This window comes from Lactiplantibacillus sp. 7.2.4 (genome assembly GCF_018991185.1).
In the GTDB taxonomy this organism is placed as follows: Bacteria; Bacillota; Bacilli; order Lactobacillales; family Lactobacillaceae; genus Lactiplantibacillus; species Lactiplantibacillus pentosus.
The window spans coordinates 20,338-35,520 of the sequence record NZ_JAGYGS010000032.1; the positions used below are offsets into that span (position 1 = coordinate 20,338).

13 protein-coding genes are annotated in these 15,183 nt (G+C 43.2%); 11 read left to right on the forward strand and 2 right to left on the reverse strand.

The window, feature by feature from the left end:
* The first annotated feature begins 89 nt into the window (after positions 1 to 89).
* The 6 genes from KGF70_RS10570 (at position 90) to KGF70_RS10595 (ending at position 6,325) form a co-directional block, all read left to right on the forward strand.
* Positions 90 to 1,136, forward strand: a complete 1,047-nt coding sequence (locus KGF70_RS10570) for a DUF871 domain-containing protein (RefSeq protein WP_216768674.1) — start codon at positions 90 to 92, stop codon at positions 1,134 to 1,136.
* Positions 1,137 to 1,142: 6 nt separating this feature from the next.
* Complete coding sequence (gene murQ / locus KGF70_RS10575; RefSeq protein ID WP_082230201.1) at positions 1,143 to 2,033, forward strand: N-acetylmuramic acid 6-phosphate etherase; 891 nt, start codon at positions 1,143 to 1,145, stop codon at positions 2,031 to 2,033.
* Between the two features lie 14 nt (positions 2,034 to 2,047).
* Positions 2,048 to 3,544 carry a PTS transporter subunit EIIC gene (locus KGF70_RS10580; RefSeq protein ID WP_216768673.1) on the forward strand — a complete coding sequence of 499 codons (1,497 nt, stop codon included), beginning with the start codon at positions 2,048 to 2,050 and terminating at the stop codon, positions 3,542 to 3,544.
* 39 nt (positions 3,545 to 3,583) lie between these two features.
* Positions 3,584 to 4,432, forward strand: a complete 849-nt coding sequence (locus KGF70_RS10585; protein WP_050338211.1) for a MurR/RpiR family transcriptional regulator — start codon at positions 3,584 to 3,586, stop codon at positions 4,430 to 4,432.
* An 11-nt stretch (positions 4,433 to 4,443) separates the two neighbouring features.
* A complete protein-coding gene (locus KGF70_RS10590; RefSeq protein ID WP_050338212.1) occupies positions 4,444 to 4,932 on the forward strand; it encodes a PTS glucose transporter subunit IIA in 489 nt (162 codons plus the stop codon).
* A gap of 187 nt (positions 4,933 to 5,119) precedes the next feature.
* The gene (locus tag KGF70_RS10595) at positions 5,120 to 6,325 is read left to right on the forward strand and encodes an MFS transporter (protein ID WP_105919579.1); all 1,206 of its coding nucleotides are present in this window, start codon (positions 5,120 to 5,122) and stop codon (positions 6,323 to 6,325) included.
* Positions 6,326 to 6,375: 50 nt separating this feature from the next.
* On the opposite strand, the gene KGF70_RS10600 is transcribed toward KGF70_RS10595, so the two are convergent.
* Complete coding sequence (locus KGF70_RS10600; RefSeq protein WP_105919578.1) at positions 6,376 to 7,305, reverse strand: LysR family transcriptional regulator; 930 nt, start codon at positions 7,303 to 7,305, stop codon at positions 6,376 to 6,378.
* 144 nt (positions 7,306 to 7,449) lie between these two features.
* Here KGF70_RS10600 and KGF70_RS10605 point away from each other — a divergent pair, with 144 nt between their 5' ends.
* From KGF70_RS10605 to KGF70_RS10625, 5 genes are read left to right on the forward strand one after another with little or no spacing between them, the layout of a single operon-like run.
* Positions 7,450 to 8,340 carry a shikimate dehydrogenase gene (locus tag KGF70_RS10605; protein WP_050338215.1) on the forward strand — a complete coding sequence of 297 codons (891 nt, stop codon included), beginning with the start codon at positions 7,450 to 7,452 and terminating at the stop codon, positions 8,338 to 8,340.
* A 13-nt stretch (positions 8,341 to 8,353) separates the two neighbouring features.
* A complete protein-coding gene (locus tag KGF70_RS10610; protein ID WP_216786441.1) occupies positions 8,354 to 9,586 on the forward strand; it encodes an MFS transporter in 1,233 nt (410 codons plus the stop codon).
* Complete coding sequence (gene aroD / locus KGF70_RS10615) at positions 9,570 to 10,328, forward strand: type I 3-dehydroquinate dehydratase (protein ID WP_216768671.1); 759 nt, start codon at positions 9,570 to 9,572, stop codon at positions 10,326 to 10,328. Before KGF70_RS10610 ends, aroD begins: the two co-directional genes overlap by 17 nt.
* A gap of 41 nt (positions 10,329 to 10,369) precedes the next feature.
* Positions 10,370 to 11,326 (forward strand): FAD:protein FMN transferase, encoded by a 957-nt coding sequence (locus KGF70_RS10620; protein WP_216768670.1) that lies wholly within the window; start codon positions 10,370 to 10,372, stop codon positions 11,324 to 11,326.
* Positions 11,319 to 13,610: an FAD-dependent oxidoreductase gene (locus KGF70_RS10625; RefSeq protein WP_216768669.1), complete on the forward strand. Its 2,292-nt coding sequence runs from the start codon at positions 11,319 to 11,321 to the stop codon at positions 13,608 to 13,610. Before KGF70_RS10620 ends, KGF70_RS10625 begins: the two co-directional genes overlap by 8 nt.
* 66 nt (positions 13,611 to 13,676) lie before the next feature.
* Here KGF70_RS10625 and KGF70_RS10630 read toward each other — a convergent pair.
* The coding region (locus KGF70_RS10630) for a BglG family transcription antiterminator (protein ID WP_216768668.1) at positions 13,677 to 15,183 on the reverse strand (1,507 nt) is incomplete at its 5' end.

Sequence of the window (15,183 nt, forward strand, 5' to 3'; positions counted from 1 at the left end):
GTCAAAAATAACTTTTGTGTTGTAATTTAATTACAACAATGATATATTTAATGGTGATGAAAGCGTTGCCAATGTCAGGAGGCTGAATAATGTTAGGTTTCTCGGTTTATCTAAATCATGATTTAACAAACAACCAAATCAATTTGATTGAGAATATGCAACAATCGGGTTTTAAAGGCATCTTCACCTCGTTACATATTCCGGAAGATGATGAGCAGGCCTATTTACCACGCTTAAAAGAATTGGGAGGCTTATGCAAGAAACTAAAGCTTAGCTTAACAGCCGATATTTCAGCTGATGGCTTAAAAAAGATGGGGATTGAGCTGGATGATATTCAACAATTAGCCGAAATTGGATTGACAGCGTTACGTGTCGACGATGGCGTCTTGATGTCCGATGTTGCCAAACTTTCACGACAAATACCAATTGCACTGAATGCTAGTACGATCAGTGCTGAGGACGTTGCTGAATTACATCACTACCATGCGAACTTTAAGCAACTGGAGGCCTGGCACAATTATTATCCGCGACCAGAAACAGGCCTTGATGATGATTGGCTAAAAGCAAAGAATCAGTGGCTAAAGACGCAGGGGTTCACCACGATGGCTTTTGTGGCCGGTGATGAAGATTTACGTGGTCCAATATATGCAGGCTTACCAACGCTTGAGTCGGATCGATCTGAGCATCCATTAGCTGCAACCTTGAAACTGATCAATCATTTAGCTGTCGATAAGGTTTATATCGGGGATGCGGGGTTGAGTAAACGTGTGCGTAGTCAATTTGAAGCGTATTTTAATGGTAATACGGTTCAGCTAACTGTTCAGTCATCAAATGAGGCATTGTTTGAGTCGGATTGGCATAATCGATCGGATGTTGCCAGAGATGTGGTTCGATTAGTAGAAGGTCGTCAGCGATTCACAGCTGTATCGCCGCTGCAAACAGTTTCGCGACCACGTGGTGCCATTACAATTGATAATGAACGTTACGGCCGCTACGTTGGAGAATTCGAAATTGTAAAGAAGACATTAGCTGCGGATCCACGAGTCAATGTTGTCGGCTGGGTCGTGCCTTCAGACTTAGCATTATTACCGTGGATTGGAAGTAACTGTCCAATTCGGTTTATTAAGAAAGGATGAGGTAAGTTGGATTTAGAAAAATTAACGACTGAAACGCGTAATCGGAAAACGATGTCGCTAGATACACTATCAGTAAAAGAGATGCTGACGCTAATGAATCAGGAGGATCAGCAAGTCCCGTTGGCAATTAAGCAAGTTTTGCCACAAATTGAAAGCGCTGTTAATAGCATCGTTGTGAATTTTAAAGCGGGTGGTCGTTTAATCTATATGGGCGCAGGTACTAGCGGACGTTTAGGGGTGCTGGACGCTGCAGAGTGTGTGCCAACTTTTGGTACTTCGCCTGAGATGGTACAGGGATTAATCGCTGGTGGCATGTCCGCGATGACGGTTGCAGTGGAAGGCGCAGAAGATTCATTGGAGCTGGGTAAACAGGACCTAATCGATTTGAAGTTAACTCCACATGATACCGTGGTCGGGATTGCCGCCAGTGGTCGTACCCCCTATGTTATCGGCGGGCTAGATTATGCCCATACGGTGGGCGCGATGACAATTAGTATTGCTTGCAATTCAGAAGCAATTATCAGTCAACATGCGCAAATTCCAATTGAGGTCGAAGTTGGCCCTGAAGTGCTGACGGGATCGACTCGTTTGAAATCGGGGACGGCACAAAAGTTAGTGTTGAATATGCTTTCGACTGCATCAATGGTCGGTATCGGTAAAGTATACAAGAATTTGATGGTAGATGTTAAGCCAACAAATGAGAAACTAGTCGAACGTGCCAAGCGGATTATCGTACAAGCAACTGATTGTTCCTCAGATGACGCTGCAAATGCATTTGAAGTTGCCAATCATGATGTAAAGTTGGCCATTGTTATGGTCTTGACGGGAATGAGTAAGGATGAGGCTAGTCAGCGATTAAATCAGGCACATGGTTTTGTTCGACAGGCAGTTAATTAAAAGGAGGGTGCATTATGGCTGAAGACAAGTACACACGAATAGCTAATGGTATTTATGCGAATGTAGGTGGACCACAAAATATTGCGAAGCTGATTCATTGCATGACAAGGGTTCGGATGACGATCCGGGATGACTCATTAGTAGATATGGATGGATTAAAAGCCATCGATGGTGTCATGGGGGTTGTTCAAGAAGACACGCTTCAGGTGATTGTGGGTCCAGGAACAGTTGATAAAGTCGCTGACATCATGGTCAAACAAGTTGGTGTTGGACTTGGTGAACCATTTCCAGATCCAAGTACTTTTGTAGATGATACGACTGACGCTAAGTCGGAACATCAACGAGATAAGGAAATGGTTGAAGCCAAGGCCAAGGAAGTTCATGCAGCACAAAAGGCCAAGATTAAACAGACACCGGTTCGAAAAGTATTAAGTGCTATTTCTAGTATTTTTATTCCTTTGATTCCAGTATTCGTCGGTGCCGGGTTAATTTCTGGGATTGCTTCGATTTTGTCCAACATGATGTTAGCGGGAGATATTAGTAAGAGTTGGACGGATTTCATTACCGTGCTAAAAGTTATCAATAGTGGTCTGTTCTCATATCTGGTGATTTATGTTGGTATCAATAGTGCGACTGTTTTTGGTGCCACAGCCGGATTAGGTGGTGTGATTGGTGCGGTTACACTGTTGACGGGGGTTACTCCGCAAGCGCCAATCCACAATATCTTTAATGGACAAGCACTATCAGCTGGTCAAGGTGGTATTATTGGGGTCATTTTTGCCGTTTGGGTCTTATCAATTGTTGAAAAATGGTTGCACAGAGTTGTTCCAGATTCAATTGACATTATTATTACGCCGACGATTGCGTTACTAGTTATTGGCGTCTTTACGATCTTCTTGGTTATGCCGATTGCGGGAGTTATCTCTAATAGTTTGGTCGGTGCTATTCAATGGATCTTGAACGTCGGTGGGGCAGTCTCTGGCTTTGTTCTAGGGCTATTCTTCCTACCGATGGTTATGTTTGGGTTACATCAAATTTTGACGCCGATTCATATTGAAATGATTAATAAACTTGGTATGACGCCATTATTGCCTATTTTAGCTATGGCTGGTGCGGGACAAGTTGGTGCTGCCCTTGCCCTTTGGATTCGTTGCCGGAACAATAAACAACTATCGAACATGATTAAAGGGGCATTACCAGTTGGAATTTTAGGTGTTGGCGAACCCTTAATTTATGGGGTCACGTTGCCATTAGGTCGTCCATTTATTACTGCATGTATCGGTGGTGGTATTGGTGGTGCTGTTATTGGTGGCTTAGGCAATATTGGTGCCACAGCAATCGGTCCCTCTGGTGTCGCCTTAATTCCATTGATTGCCAATGGTCATTGGTTAGGCTACGTCATTGGTTTGTTGGCTGCTTACGCAGGTGGATTTGTTGCAACGTACTTCTTTGGCATTCCAAGTAGTGCTAAAATTGCAAAGGATAAGGAAGGCCATGTGATTGAAGCATAGTCGACCAATCAAGTAAGAAAGCTTGGGAGGGCGCCGACGATGACGAGCGTTGTATATATGATTCACAATAAATTGACTAATTTTTCTAAGGCGGAACAGAAGGTTGGTCGCTATATCCTAGATCACACGAATGAAGTGATACAAATGAGCACCGCTGAACTGGCTACTGCTGCAGGTGTTAGTACGGCCACAGTTGCTCGTTTTGGACAGGTGATCATGCCTGACGGTGGCTATCCAGCGTTAAAATTACGTTTATCGGCGGAAGGTAATGTTGACCAAACGCTATATGACGAAATCAATCCTCAGGATAGCTTAGAGGCCATAAAGTCAAAATTATCAATGAGAATGGCACACACCGTGGAGGAAACCAGCCGTGTGTTAAGTGACAAAGCGCTACGTGCAGCAAATCAATTGATTGCTGAAAAGAGTAGCATCTATCTGTATGGCCTGGGGGCTTCGGATGTTGTTGCAACTGACTTTGAACAAAAATATATTCGAGTTGGTAAAGCAGTTATTCATTCTCAAGACACGCACTTACTAGCAGTTGGGATGACCACGCAGGCAGCTCAATCAGTACTGTTTCTCGTTTCAAACTCTGGTGAGAAATCTGAAAGTATCCAACTTGCTAAATTAGCCAAAGCAGTCAAAGTTCCAGTAATTGCGCTCACTCGGAATGCAACTAGTACGCTAGGGAGCCTAGCAGATGTGGTGTTGATCAATGACGACAGTGAAGAGAATCAAACTGCGCGGGCTGCTGCGACGACTTCGGTAGTTGCTCAGTTATATGTCGTAGATTTGTTATATTATACCTTCATTGCTAATGATTATGACCAACATATCAAACAACTCGTTTCATCTCGGAGTGCAATTAATAAACATTTTAATTAGAAGGTGTAACTGTGTTTGGATTTAAAAAGAAGAGTAAGTCTGTAAAATTGAACGCAATTGCCAGCGGACAGCTTATTTCAATCACGGCAGTAGCAGATGACGTTTTTGCCCAGAAGATGATGGGGGATGGCTTTGCAGTTGAACCGAACGATGGTGAGATCACTGCACCAACAGCAGGAAAGATTGAATCCGTTGCAGATACGAAGCACGCTATCATGATGACGACAACGGATGGCTTAGAGATTATGCTCCATCTAGGCTTAGATACTGTTGAACTAAAGGGCGCTCCTTTTGAGACACATGTCAAGGTGGGAGATACTGTCGCATTAGGAGATCCGCTAGTTACGATGGATTTAGAAGCTATTCAAGCAGCTGACAAGAAGACTACCGTGATGACAGTTGTGACGAATATGGATGATGTTGAAAAAATGGATGTCATTCCGAATCAAATGGTCACAAAGAACGATGCTGTTGCGACAGTGACGTTGCAGTCTAAATAGTTATTCAACTATTGGCGTTCATATGCTAATCCTTTGAAGGCCCGTTCATCCGATTCAATCGGTGCACGGGCCTTTAGATTATCAACTGTTGAAAAGCGCTTTCATATACGGTACAATGACTAGTTAATAGATGAGCAAAACCACTTTGTTACTCAATTCAAACTATACAAGGCAAAGGTTGACTCATATGACATCAACAGAACGGTTTAAAACAACAATTTGTTTGTATCTTAATTACCTTGTCCACGGGATGGCAATAGTCATCTTAGCTCAGAATATGACTGTGTTAAGTCAGCAATGGCATGTCAGTGATGCTGGAGTTTCTCTGGTTATTTCTTCGCTAGGAATTGGCCGGTTGCTCGTCCTCTATCTGGCTGGAACGTTTTCTGACCGGCTGGGGCGCAAATTATTTGTGCAGATTGGGATATTGACTTACACGTTATTCTTTATTGGTATTATTGTTTCTCCGAACATTATTGTGGCCTACTTTTCCGGAATTTTAGCAGGAATGGCTAATTCTTTTTTGGATTCTGGGACTTATCCCGCGTTAATGGAACTTTACCCAAAGCGGCAGGCAACGGCGAATATTATGATTAAGGCGTTTGCGTCTATTGGGGAGTTGCTTCTTCCAATTATTGTGGCAGGCCTTGATCATTTTGAGCTGTGGTATGGCTGGTCATTTCTGCTCTGTATTTTTTTGATGGTGGCTAATTTTATATTCTTACGACTACGAGATTTTCCAAAATTATCGACGCTTCCAGCCAGTAGTCAGGATACAACATTAACGGAAACCGCAAGCAAGCCTGGATTAACGCTGAAGAAGCTGACTTTGGGAATTGTACTGACGATCTTTGGTTATATCTCCATGGCGACCTTTTACTTAGTGAGCCAATGGTTGACGAAATACGGCAGTGATGTGATTCATTTAAATCTGGTACATGCACGTATGCTTGTGAGTGTCTACAGTGTTGGCTCAATACTAGGCGTGGTTGTGACCGCAGTATTAGTGGAGCGGATTATCAAGCCAGTCTGGTTCATGCTGATCGACACAATAGTCTCATTGCTGGCATTATTAGCGTTAACGTTGATTCCGACGTGGGGTGTTGCACTAGTTAGTTCGTTTGTGATCGGATGCTCCGCAGCTGGCGGCGTCATGCAGCTGGGATTGACGATCATGAGTGATACATTTCCACGTGCGAAAGGTCGAATTACCGGTATATACTACACGGCTAGTGGTCTAGCCTCATTTACGATTCCGGTGTTTACGGCGTGGATTTCGCAATATGGGATTCATGATATTATGTGGTTCGATGTGATGATTGCGGTTATCGGTGTCATTTGCAGCATCGTGGTATTGGGAATTGGTCGCGAAAAAAGAAGTGTTACAGCTTAAAAACGTCAAAGAGGTTAAGCAGCCTCTTTGGCGTTTTTAGGTTCCGATAATTAAATCATCCGTTCGACTTGTGTGTAATGTTGCCAACAATAGCTGCGACTGAATTCTTCAAAGCGATTAACGGACGGTGTGACAAAGTGATTACGTTTACTAATCAGATAGATTTGGTGCCGTAATGGCTGATCGGTGAGGTGCTTTAGTGTAATACTGGACTGGTCTAAAAGTGGTAAATAAGGCATCAGTGCAACACCAAAATTATAACTGACAAAGCCAGCCATCGTGTGGTCTTCCTCGACTTCATAAGCAATTTTAGGTTCAACATGGGCATCCTTCAAAATTTGGTCAATCAGTGGTCTCAAGCCACTGTTATGCGAAAAACAAATCATGGGGTAAGGTTCTAAGTCTTTAACATGCAGTTCCGACTGCTTGGCTAGGGCGTGATGACTTGGAATAGCCGCAACGATTTCTTGTTGAACTAATGGGATGAAGTCAAAGAGTGTGTTGGTTGGCTGTTCGCCTAACTTTTCGACATTTGAAGCCAAAACGAGATCATATTTTTCATCTGCTAATTCTTCTAGTAATTCTGTTGAGTTTCCTTGTCCTAGTTCGAAGGTAATGGCGTGATTCTTATCATCGGTGTGAAACTTGGTCATTAACTCGGGGACTAGTTGCTGCCCAAGTGTATAAGTGAAGCCGAGTTTGACATGACCAGTATCAGGGTCCATGAGTTGTTTGACGAGCTCATTACCTTGTGATAAATCGCTTAAACTCGCAGTAATATACTTCAAATAGACGGCACCAACTGGTGTCAAACGAATATTTCGGCCGTCTGGTTCGAATAAAGGGACACCAAGTTCACTTTCTAATTTTTTAATGGCGTAACTTAGCGAAGGCTGTGATATACCAAGGTTTTCAGCTGCTTTTGCCATGTGCTGAGTTCGTGCCAATTCTTTGAAAAATTCCAAATGTCTTAGATTCAATACGTGTGATACCCCTTTCATTCATAAAAATATTTAATCAATATAGCAACGGTTCTATATTTATTATATTAAAGCATTTTGTTAAGATGACAAGTGAATTGAGTAACAAATAGTAAATAATATAAATTTTAGGAGTGGATTAACATGACAGAACGTATCGATGGACACACATTATTAATTGGTTTGATGGCTTACCCGATTCGCCATTCAATGTCACCAACAATGCATAATAATGCTTTTGCAAAGTTAGGATTGAACTACGCTTACCTTGCTTTTGAAATCGATAACAAAAAGTTGCCTTCAGCAATTGAATCAATCCGTACATTGGATATGCGGGGCTCAAATGTTTCAATGCCGAATAAGCAAAAAGTATTGCCATTACTTGATAAGTTAGATCCAGCCGCTGAAATGTGTGGTGCGGTTAACACGATTGTTAATGATGATGGCGTTTTAACCGGCTACACAACTGATGGGATCGGCTTCATGAAGTCACTTGATGATGAAGGAATCAACATTCGGGGACATAAAATGACTTTGGCTGGTGCCGGTGGTGCTGGGACTGCGATTGCGGTTCAAGCTGCCTTAGATGGTGTTAAAGAAATGTCAATCTTTAACTTACACGATGCTGAATGGGAAAATGCCCAACATAATGTTGACTTGATTAATGAACGGACTTCATGCCACGCCACATTACATGCCCTAGAAGATCGCGATGATTTCAAGAAAGAAATTCAAGATTCATTTATTTATACCGATGCTACCGGTGTTGGTATGAAGCCACTTGAAGATAAGACTTTGGTTGATGATCCAAGCTGGTTACGTAAAGACTTAGTTGTCTTTGATACGGTTTATGCACCACGGACAACAAAATTAATGAAAGTTGCCCAAGAAGCAGGCGTTGAACATGTCTTTAATGGTTTAGGCATGATGCTAGAACAAGGTGCAGCCGCTTTCAAGCTTTGGACTGGAGAAGACATGCCAGTTGATTATATTCGCCACATTCTATTCGATGAAGATGCTGCAGCACAAAAATAAGTAGGAGGTTGCCATGAAAAATAAATATATGCCAACTGCCATTAGCTTATATTTAAATTATTTCATCCATGGTATCGGAGTTATTATTTTAGCTCAAAACATGGAAGCTTTGGCTAAACATTGGCAAACAACTACTGGTGGGGTTGCTGTGGTTATTTTCTCACTAGGAATTGGCCGGTTGATTGTTTTACTGGTTTCTGGATTCCTATCAGATAAATTTGGACGTAAGCCGTTCGTTGTATTGGGTGTATTAACTTATTTATTGTTCTTTGCGGGGATCCTGCTAAGTCCATCGATTACCGTTGCTTATATTTTCGGGATTTTAGCCGGAATCGCTAATTCGTTCTTGGATTCCGGGACGTACCCAGCGCTGATGGAAATGTTCCCAGAATCCAAAGGGACTGCGAATGTCATTATTAAGGCATTCATTTCTGTAGGTCAATTTGGATTACCATTATTTGTTAGCTTCTTAGTTGCTGGCAATTACTGGTATGGCTGGTCATTCATCTTCTGTATCGTTGTGATGGTCGTTAACTTACTGTTCTTGTTGAGCGCTGGCAAGTTTCCAGTTGCCAATCAAGATGCTAAGGTTGCTGCGGTTGATGCAACTGAGGAAGCTAAACCAGAATCAAAAGGTAATTTGTGGTTTGATGGAACATTGTTCATCTTATACGGGTATGTTTCACAAGCAACGTTCTATCTTGTCAGTCAGTGGTTAAGTCAGTACGGGACTAAAGTGGCCGGCATGGGAGATGCAAGTTCGCGTGCGTTAATTAGTTATTACAGTATTGGCTCAATCGTGTGTGTGTTAGTGACAGCTGCATTAGCTAAACGCGCCGTAAAAGAAATTCAATTCTTAGGCGTTTATACGTTACTCTCATTCTTATCATTGTTATTAATGTATCTGTTCCCAACATCCTTGATGTGTTCAATTATGTCATTCGTTATTGGCTTCTCAGCTGCTGGTGGTGTGATGCAGTTAGGCCTGACAGTGATGTCGACATTTTTCCCACAAGGCAAAGGAACGATTACTGGGGCATTCTATACTGCAGGATCAATCGCATCCTTTACGATTCCTCTAGTTACCGGTATGATGTCAACAAACTTGGCTAATATTTTCTTATTCGATGTCATCATTGCATTGATTGGATTTATTTTAGCCGTATTGATTACTGTTCGTTATTACCATCTCTTTGGTAAACGTTCACAGAAGGGAGCTTCTATTGACAATGCAACCAGTCATTAAATTACGAAACATCGAATTAGGCACCGGCCGTCCCAAAATCGCGGTGCCCATCACGGGTAAGACGGTCGCGGATATTCTGAGTGCAGTTGATCCGATTAAGGCCGCTAAGCCGGACTTAGTTGAATGGCGCATTGATTTCTTTGACGGCGTCACGGATGCCGCTAAGTTACAGGATGCCGGCCAACAACTGCGAAACGCATTAGGCGATATTGCCTTGCTGACGACGTTTCGGACGAAGGGTGAAGGCGGTGAATTGGCCTTAGCCGACGCTGACTACTTCAAGGTGTGCCAAGCGGTGATTGCTGGGAATTTCACCGATGCGTTGGATGTTGAACGTTATCATGAAGAAAAGGACGTTAAGCAGTTGGTCGCGCAAGCTCAGGCTGCTAACGTCGTTGTCATCATGAGTAATCATGATTTCGACAAGACACCAAGTGCTGCGGAGATCGTCAAACGGTTGACCAGCATGGTGGACTATGGTGCGGATGTCGCTAAGATGGCCGTCATGCCACAATCTGCTGAAGATGTGTTGACACTACTGAGCGCCACCAATATCGCCCATCAAACGTTGTCACGGCCTGTGATTACGATGTCGATGGGTGACTTAGGCAAAGTTTCACGGATCGCGGGCGAAGCCTTTGGATCGTGTCTCTCATTTGCCACGGTCGGTGCCGCTTCAGCGCCGGGTCAGATTGCCTTAGCGCACCTACGCCCAGAACTAGAAGACTTGAAATTGAATTAAACGATTAAATAAACTAACGATGAATAAGTGGGGTCGGCATGATGATGGAAACGCATAAGAAATATGTCTCGCAATTTACGATGATGGGTACCGTTATCTCGCTGACCCTCTTTGAACCGAATCAAACGGCGGTTGAGGCCGTCTATGATTACTTGCAACGGATGGATGAGGTCTTTTCGGTCAATCGTCCCGATTCGGAAGTGGCCGCAATCAATCGCTATGCCGGGATCCATCCGGTACTGGTCAGTACGGCGTGCTTTCGGTTAGTTGCGGATGCGATTCGCTATACGCAACAGTATCCGACTAGTTTTAACGTGCTGATTGGGCCGTTAGTCAAATTATGGAAGATTGGCTTTGGTGGCCATCAAGTACCATCCGCTGAAGAAATCCAGCAACGGTTAGCCTTAATGGACCTGCATGAAGTGATTTTAGATGAAGCGCAATCAAGCGTGTATTTACGCCAACCTGGCATGCAGCTGGACTTAGGCGCAATCGCCAAGGGGTATTTTGCTGATCAAATCGTGACGCAATTGCAACAGGCGGGTATCGAACACGCCATCGTTAATCTAGGCGGTAATGTAAAGCTCCTCGGAGTGAATCCACTGACCGCTGATCAACGGTGGCAGGTCGGAATCCAGGCCCCAGAAGCGCCACGTGGCTATCCAGCGTTACAAGTTGAGATGCCAGTACGGACGGTCGTTACCTCGGGAATTTTTGAGCGCTATTTTAAGATTGGCAATCGCCAATATCACCACATTCTTGATCCAAAAACGGGTTATCCGGTGGAAAATCAAGTTGATCAAGTGACGATTATTACTGAACAGTCAGAATTAGCAGAAGTGTTGTCGACCGTGGCCTATTTTGAAGGGCCGAAGCGGGGCGCTCAGCTGATTGAGCCGCTTCCTAAGACAGAGGCCATCTTCATTGACCACGACCAACACGTCACAGTTACCAGTGGCTTAACGCCGCGACGCAAAGGAGTGTTTACTATTGAGTAAAAAACAAATTACCGGACAGGCAATGGGCCACAACGGTATCATCAATTATGAAGTGGACGTACAAGACAACAAGATTGAGGACTTGAAGATATTAAAACATTCCGAAACGTCGGGGATTTTTAACCAAGTCATCGATAAGTTGAAGCAAAATATTATTACTGAACAGTCATTCGACGTGGATACGATCAGTGGTGCGACGGTCATGACCCAAGCGCTATTGAAGTCAGCGGATCAGGCAGTTGCCGATGCTGGCGTGACTGTTCATCCAGTCCCTAAGAAGGCTAAGCCGCAGACGAAGAATTATCGGACCGACGTCTTGATCATCGGTGGTGGTGAAGCTGGATTAGTTGCCGGTTGCCGCGCACTATCGATGGGACAAAAAGTCATCTTAGTTGAGAAAAACGGTTATTTGGGTGGCGCGACGATTTTGAACGGTTCCAATGTTGTCGGCACTGGTTCGGATGTATCCGCACAAATCTTTGATAACAATCACGATACACCAGAGATGTTAGCACAAGATGTCGCTCGTGAAAGCTTGGAAACCAATTACCCAGCCTTAACTGATTTGATGGTGCATAATATTGGCCCAGCCATTGATTTCATCAGTAAGTTCGCTGATTTGCATTACCAAAAGGCCCAGACCCAAACGCCGGAACATTCGATCAATCGACAAATCGAATTGCCGTCCGCAAGCAGTTACGAATTCATTCAAAAGGTCTCAAAAGCCTTTGCTGCCGCGGGTGGTCAAATCTTACTAGACACGCGGGTCGAAAAGTTGATGCTGGATAATGATAAGCAATTACGTGGTGTCGTTGCCGCCCAAAAGGACCAAATGGTCAACATCAAAGCACGCTCAGTCGTCTTAGCTGCCGGTGGTCACGGTGCCAACCAGAAGATGCGCGGCGAAGAGAGTGAAGGTATCGATTACTATGGTCCAATGACGTCGACTGGTGATGCTTACCAGTTCAACGCAGATTTGGACCTACAAACACACGATTTAGGCTGGTATAAGCTCTATCCACATGGCGTGGAAGTTGAACCAGGCGTGGCCAAGTTGACGACGTATGCCTCGAAGCAAGCGACGGACATGGGTGCCATTTATGTCAATTCCAAAGGAAAGCGGATCGTTAATGAATCCAACGTTTACACGGCTTTCCGGAATGCCATTCTCAAGCAGGATGATAAGGTCGCTTACTTAGTCATGGATGAACGGACTTGGAAGAAAGTCTATGATCTATTGATTTTACACGACTTTACGCCGGAAGAAATTCAAAGCTTCTTCGATAACAAGGATAAGCGCCCAATCTTCGTCAAGGGCAACTTGACTGATGCAGCCAAACAAGCTGGTATTGATGTGGATGAACTGGTCCAAACGGTCAATAATTATCAAGGTTACGTCAAAGATGGTCATGATCATGAATTTGGACGCGATCCGAAGTTCTTGCACCAATTTGAAGGTCAGACTTTCTACATCATTGAACAACGCGACCGGTTTGCCACAACTTTAGGTGGTTACAGTGTCGATGCGGATAACTTACAACTAGTCACGACCAAGAATGCACCGGTTGCCAATTACTTTGGTGCTGGTGAGATCATCGGTGGGGCCAATGGTCACGATTCGATGCCAAGTATGATGAATACCTGGGGTATCTCATCTGGTTACGTTGCTGGTGCTGCCGCTAGTGACAACGCCCAACGGCAAGCCGCTGCTGGCGACGATGAAGCCAATATCGTGGCAATCGTGGGGACCAACGCCTCCAAGTCTTATAATCGCAAGTTATTATACGTGATGAAGGATTTGTTTGAGACCCAGGTTAACTTTGATATCTGTGAAATCAAAGACTTACCACTATTCAACGAAGACGATATCGACCAAGAGCCTGCAAGTGTCAAAGCACTAGCGGCTAAAATCGAAGCAGCCGATGGTGTCGTGTTCGGCGTGCCTGAATACGATCACAGTATTCCAGCAGCGTTGAAGAGTGCCATCGAATGGCTCTCATGTGCAGAACACCCATTCAAGGATAAGCCAGTCATGATTGTTGGTACGTCACTAGGTGTTCAAGGCACCGTCCGCGCCCAAATGAACTTACGTCAAATCCTGGACTCACCAGGCGTTGACGCCAAGGTCCTCCCTGGCAACGAATTCATGTTGCCACAAGCTGGCACCAAGTTTGATGAGAATGACCATTTGACTGATGACGCTAGCGAACACTTCTTGAAGCAGTGCTTTAGCCACTTTTTGACCGCGTTACCAGCTAAGACGAAAACGTCGGTTACGAATTAAATAGAGCGAGTTGAAAAAAGCTAGCACCTGAACCCGGTTGGGTTCAGGTGCTAGCTTTATTTTGGGTTAATGTTGTTGATTTGCAATGTATTGATAAATTTCGTTTTTTGAAGTTGTTGATCCAAGTAAGGTTAGAAAAGATGAGTCGCCAATTAGCGAAATTAACCCTTGTAATGCCTGCAAATGGTCAGTGCTATTGGTTGCACTTAGGAAAAAGATGAATTTCACTGGATTATTGATGCTGCTCCCAAACTTGATTGGATGTTTTAATGTCCCAACTGAGATTGCAATATGTTTTGCGCCAAACTTTGGTGAAGCATGTGGGAGTGCAATATGTGGTGTAATAACAAAATTGCCCAATTCTTTCGTTTCGCTGTTCTTTAAAACTGCCTTCAGGTAATTAGTCGTAATGATTTTACGATCAATTAGTGGTTGTGCGCAAAGGCTAATTGCTTGTTCAGGTGTAGAAGCGTCCAAGTTTAACTGAATATAATCAGGATCGATAACATCTAGTAGGTGCAATTCATTTGTACTATTTTGTGAGTGAGGCGCAGCCCAGGCATTAGAGAGTTCCTTTTCAATTGCAGTGATAGAATCCTGATTGGAGACGTGTTTTGTAATAATTTTCATAATAGAATTAAATGTTAGTCCGGAAAAAGAATTTGTCGTTATTTTTGCATTTACTTTCTGGATTAATTCATATTTTTCTCTAGTTGTCATAATCGGATTGATGACAAAGCAAGGCCGATTTAAGGTAAACAGATCGCTTTGGTAGAAAGTAGAGAAAATAATATCGATTTTTTCTAAATTGTCTGCTAATTTGGCATATTTAAATGGTGGCAGAAAGTTGATTTGTGGAAATAGGCTCGTTAATTGTAAATAAGCTAGCGCAGAGCTCCCAACACCATTGGGACAAACAATTGCAGCAGTTTTAATATGAGCATTTTTTTGGCTAGAGGAATAGATGAATCCAATTAGATGAATCGTTAAAAAGGCGATCTCTGCATTTGGAACCTCTCCTAATTCATCAACGTAGTTATCTATGACTTTGCTCAATAACATAAATATTTCGTTATATTCACGTATTACTTTTGAGGTTAATGGATTTAGAATTGGAAAGTGATATTGCAATCGATAATACATCGATCGAAAATGCGTAAATAATTGCTCGTTAACTTGCTGTTGATTTGAAAATTCAATTCCAGATAAATCAGAAAAGTCTTGAATAATATCATGTAAAATCTTCTGAATTCTCACGTTGTCGATTGAATTCACGTAGTTTCCAATACTCATGCTTTGAACCAGAGTCGTCAGATAAATAATATCTCCAGTAGTGCTGATGTTGAATTCATGAAGAATATTGTATGCAAACTTGTATTCATTGCTGTCTTTCTGAACAGAATCTTTTGCTCTCCTTGGAAGATAATTTGGTTTAATCGTGAATCGACGAAGCAGTAGTATGATACAAAAACAAAATTCACGTAAGCGATTTTCAACAAAGTTAATCTGGTACATGCTGGATTGCTTTTGAATGACTGAGAACATCTGTGTGAACGGCACTAAGCCGGCCTTC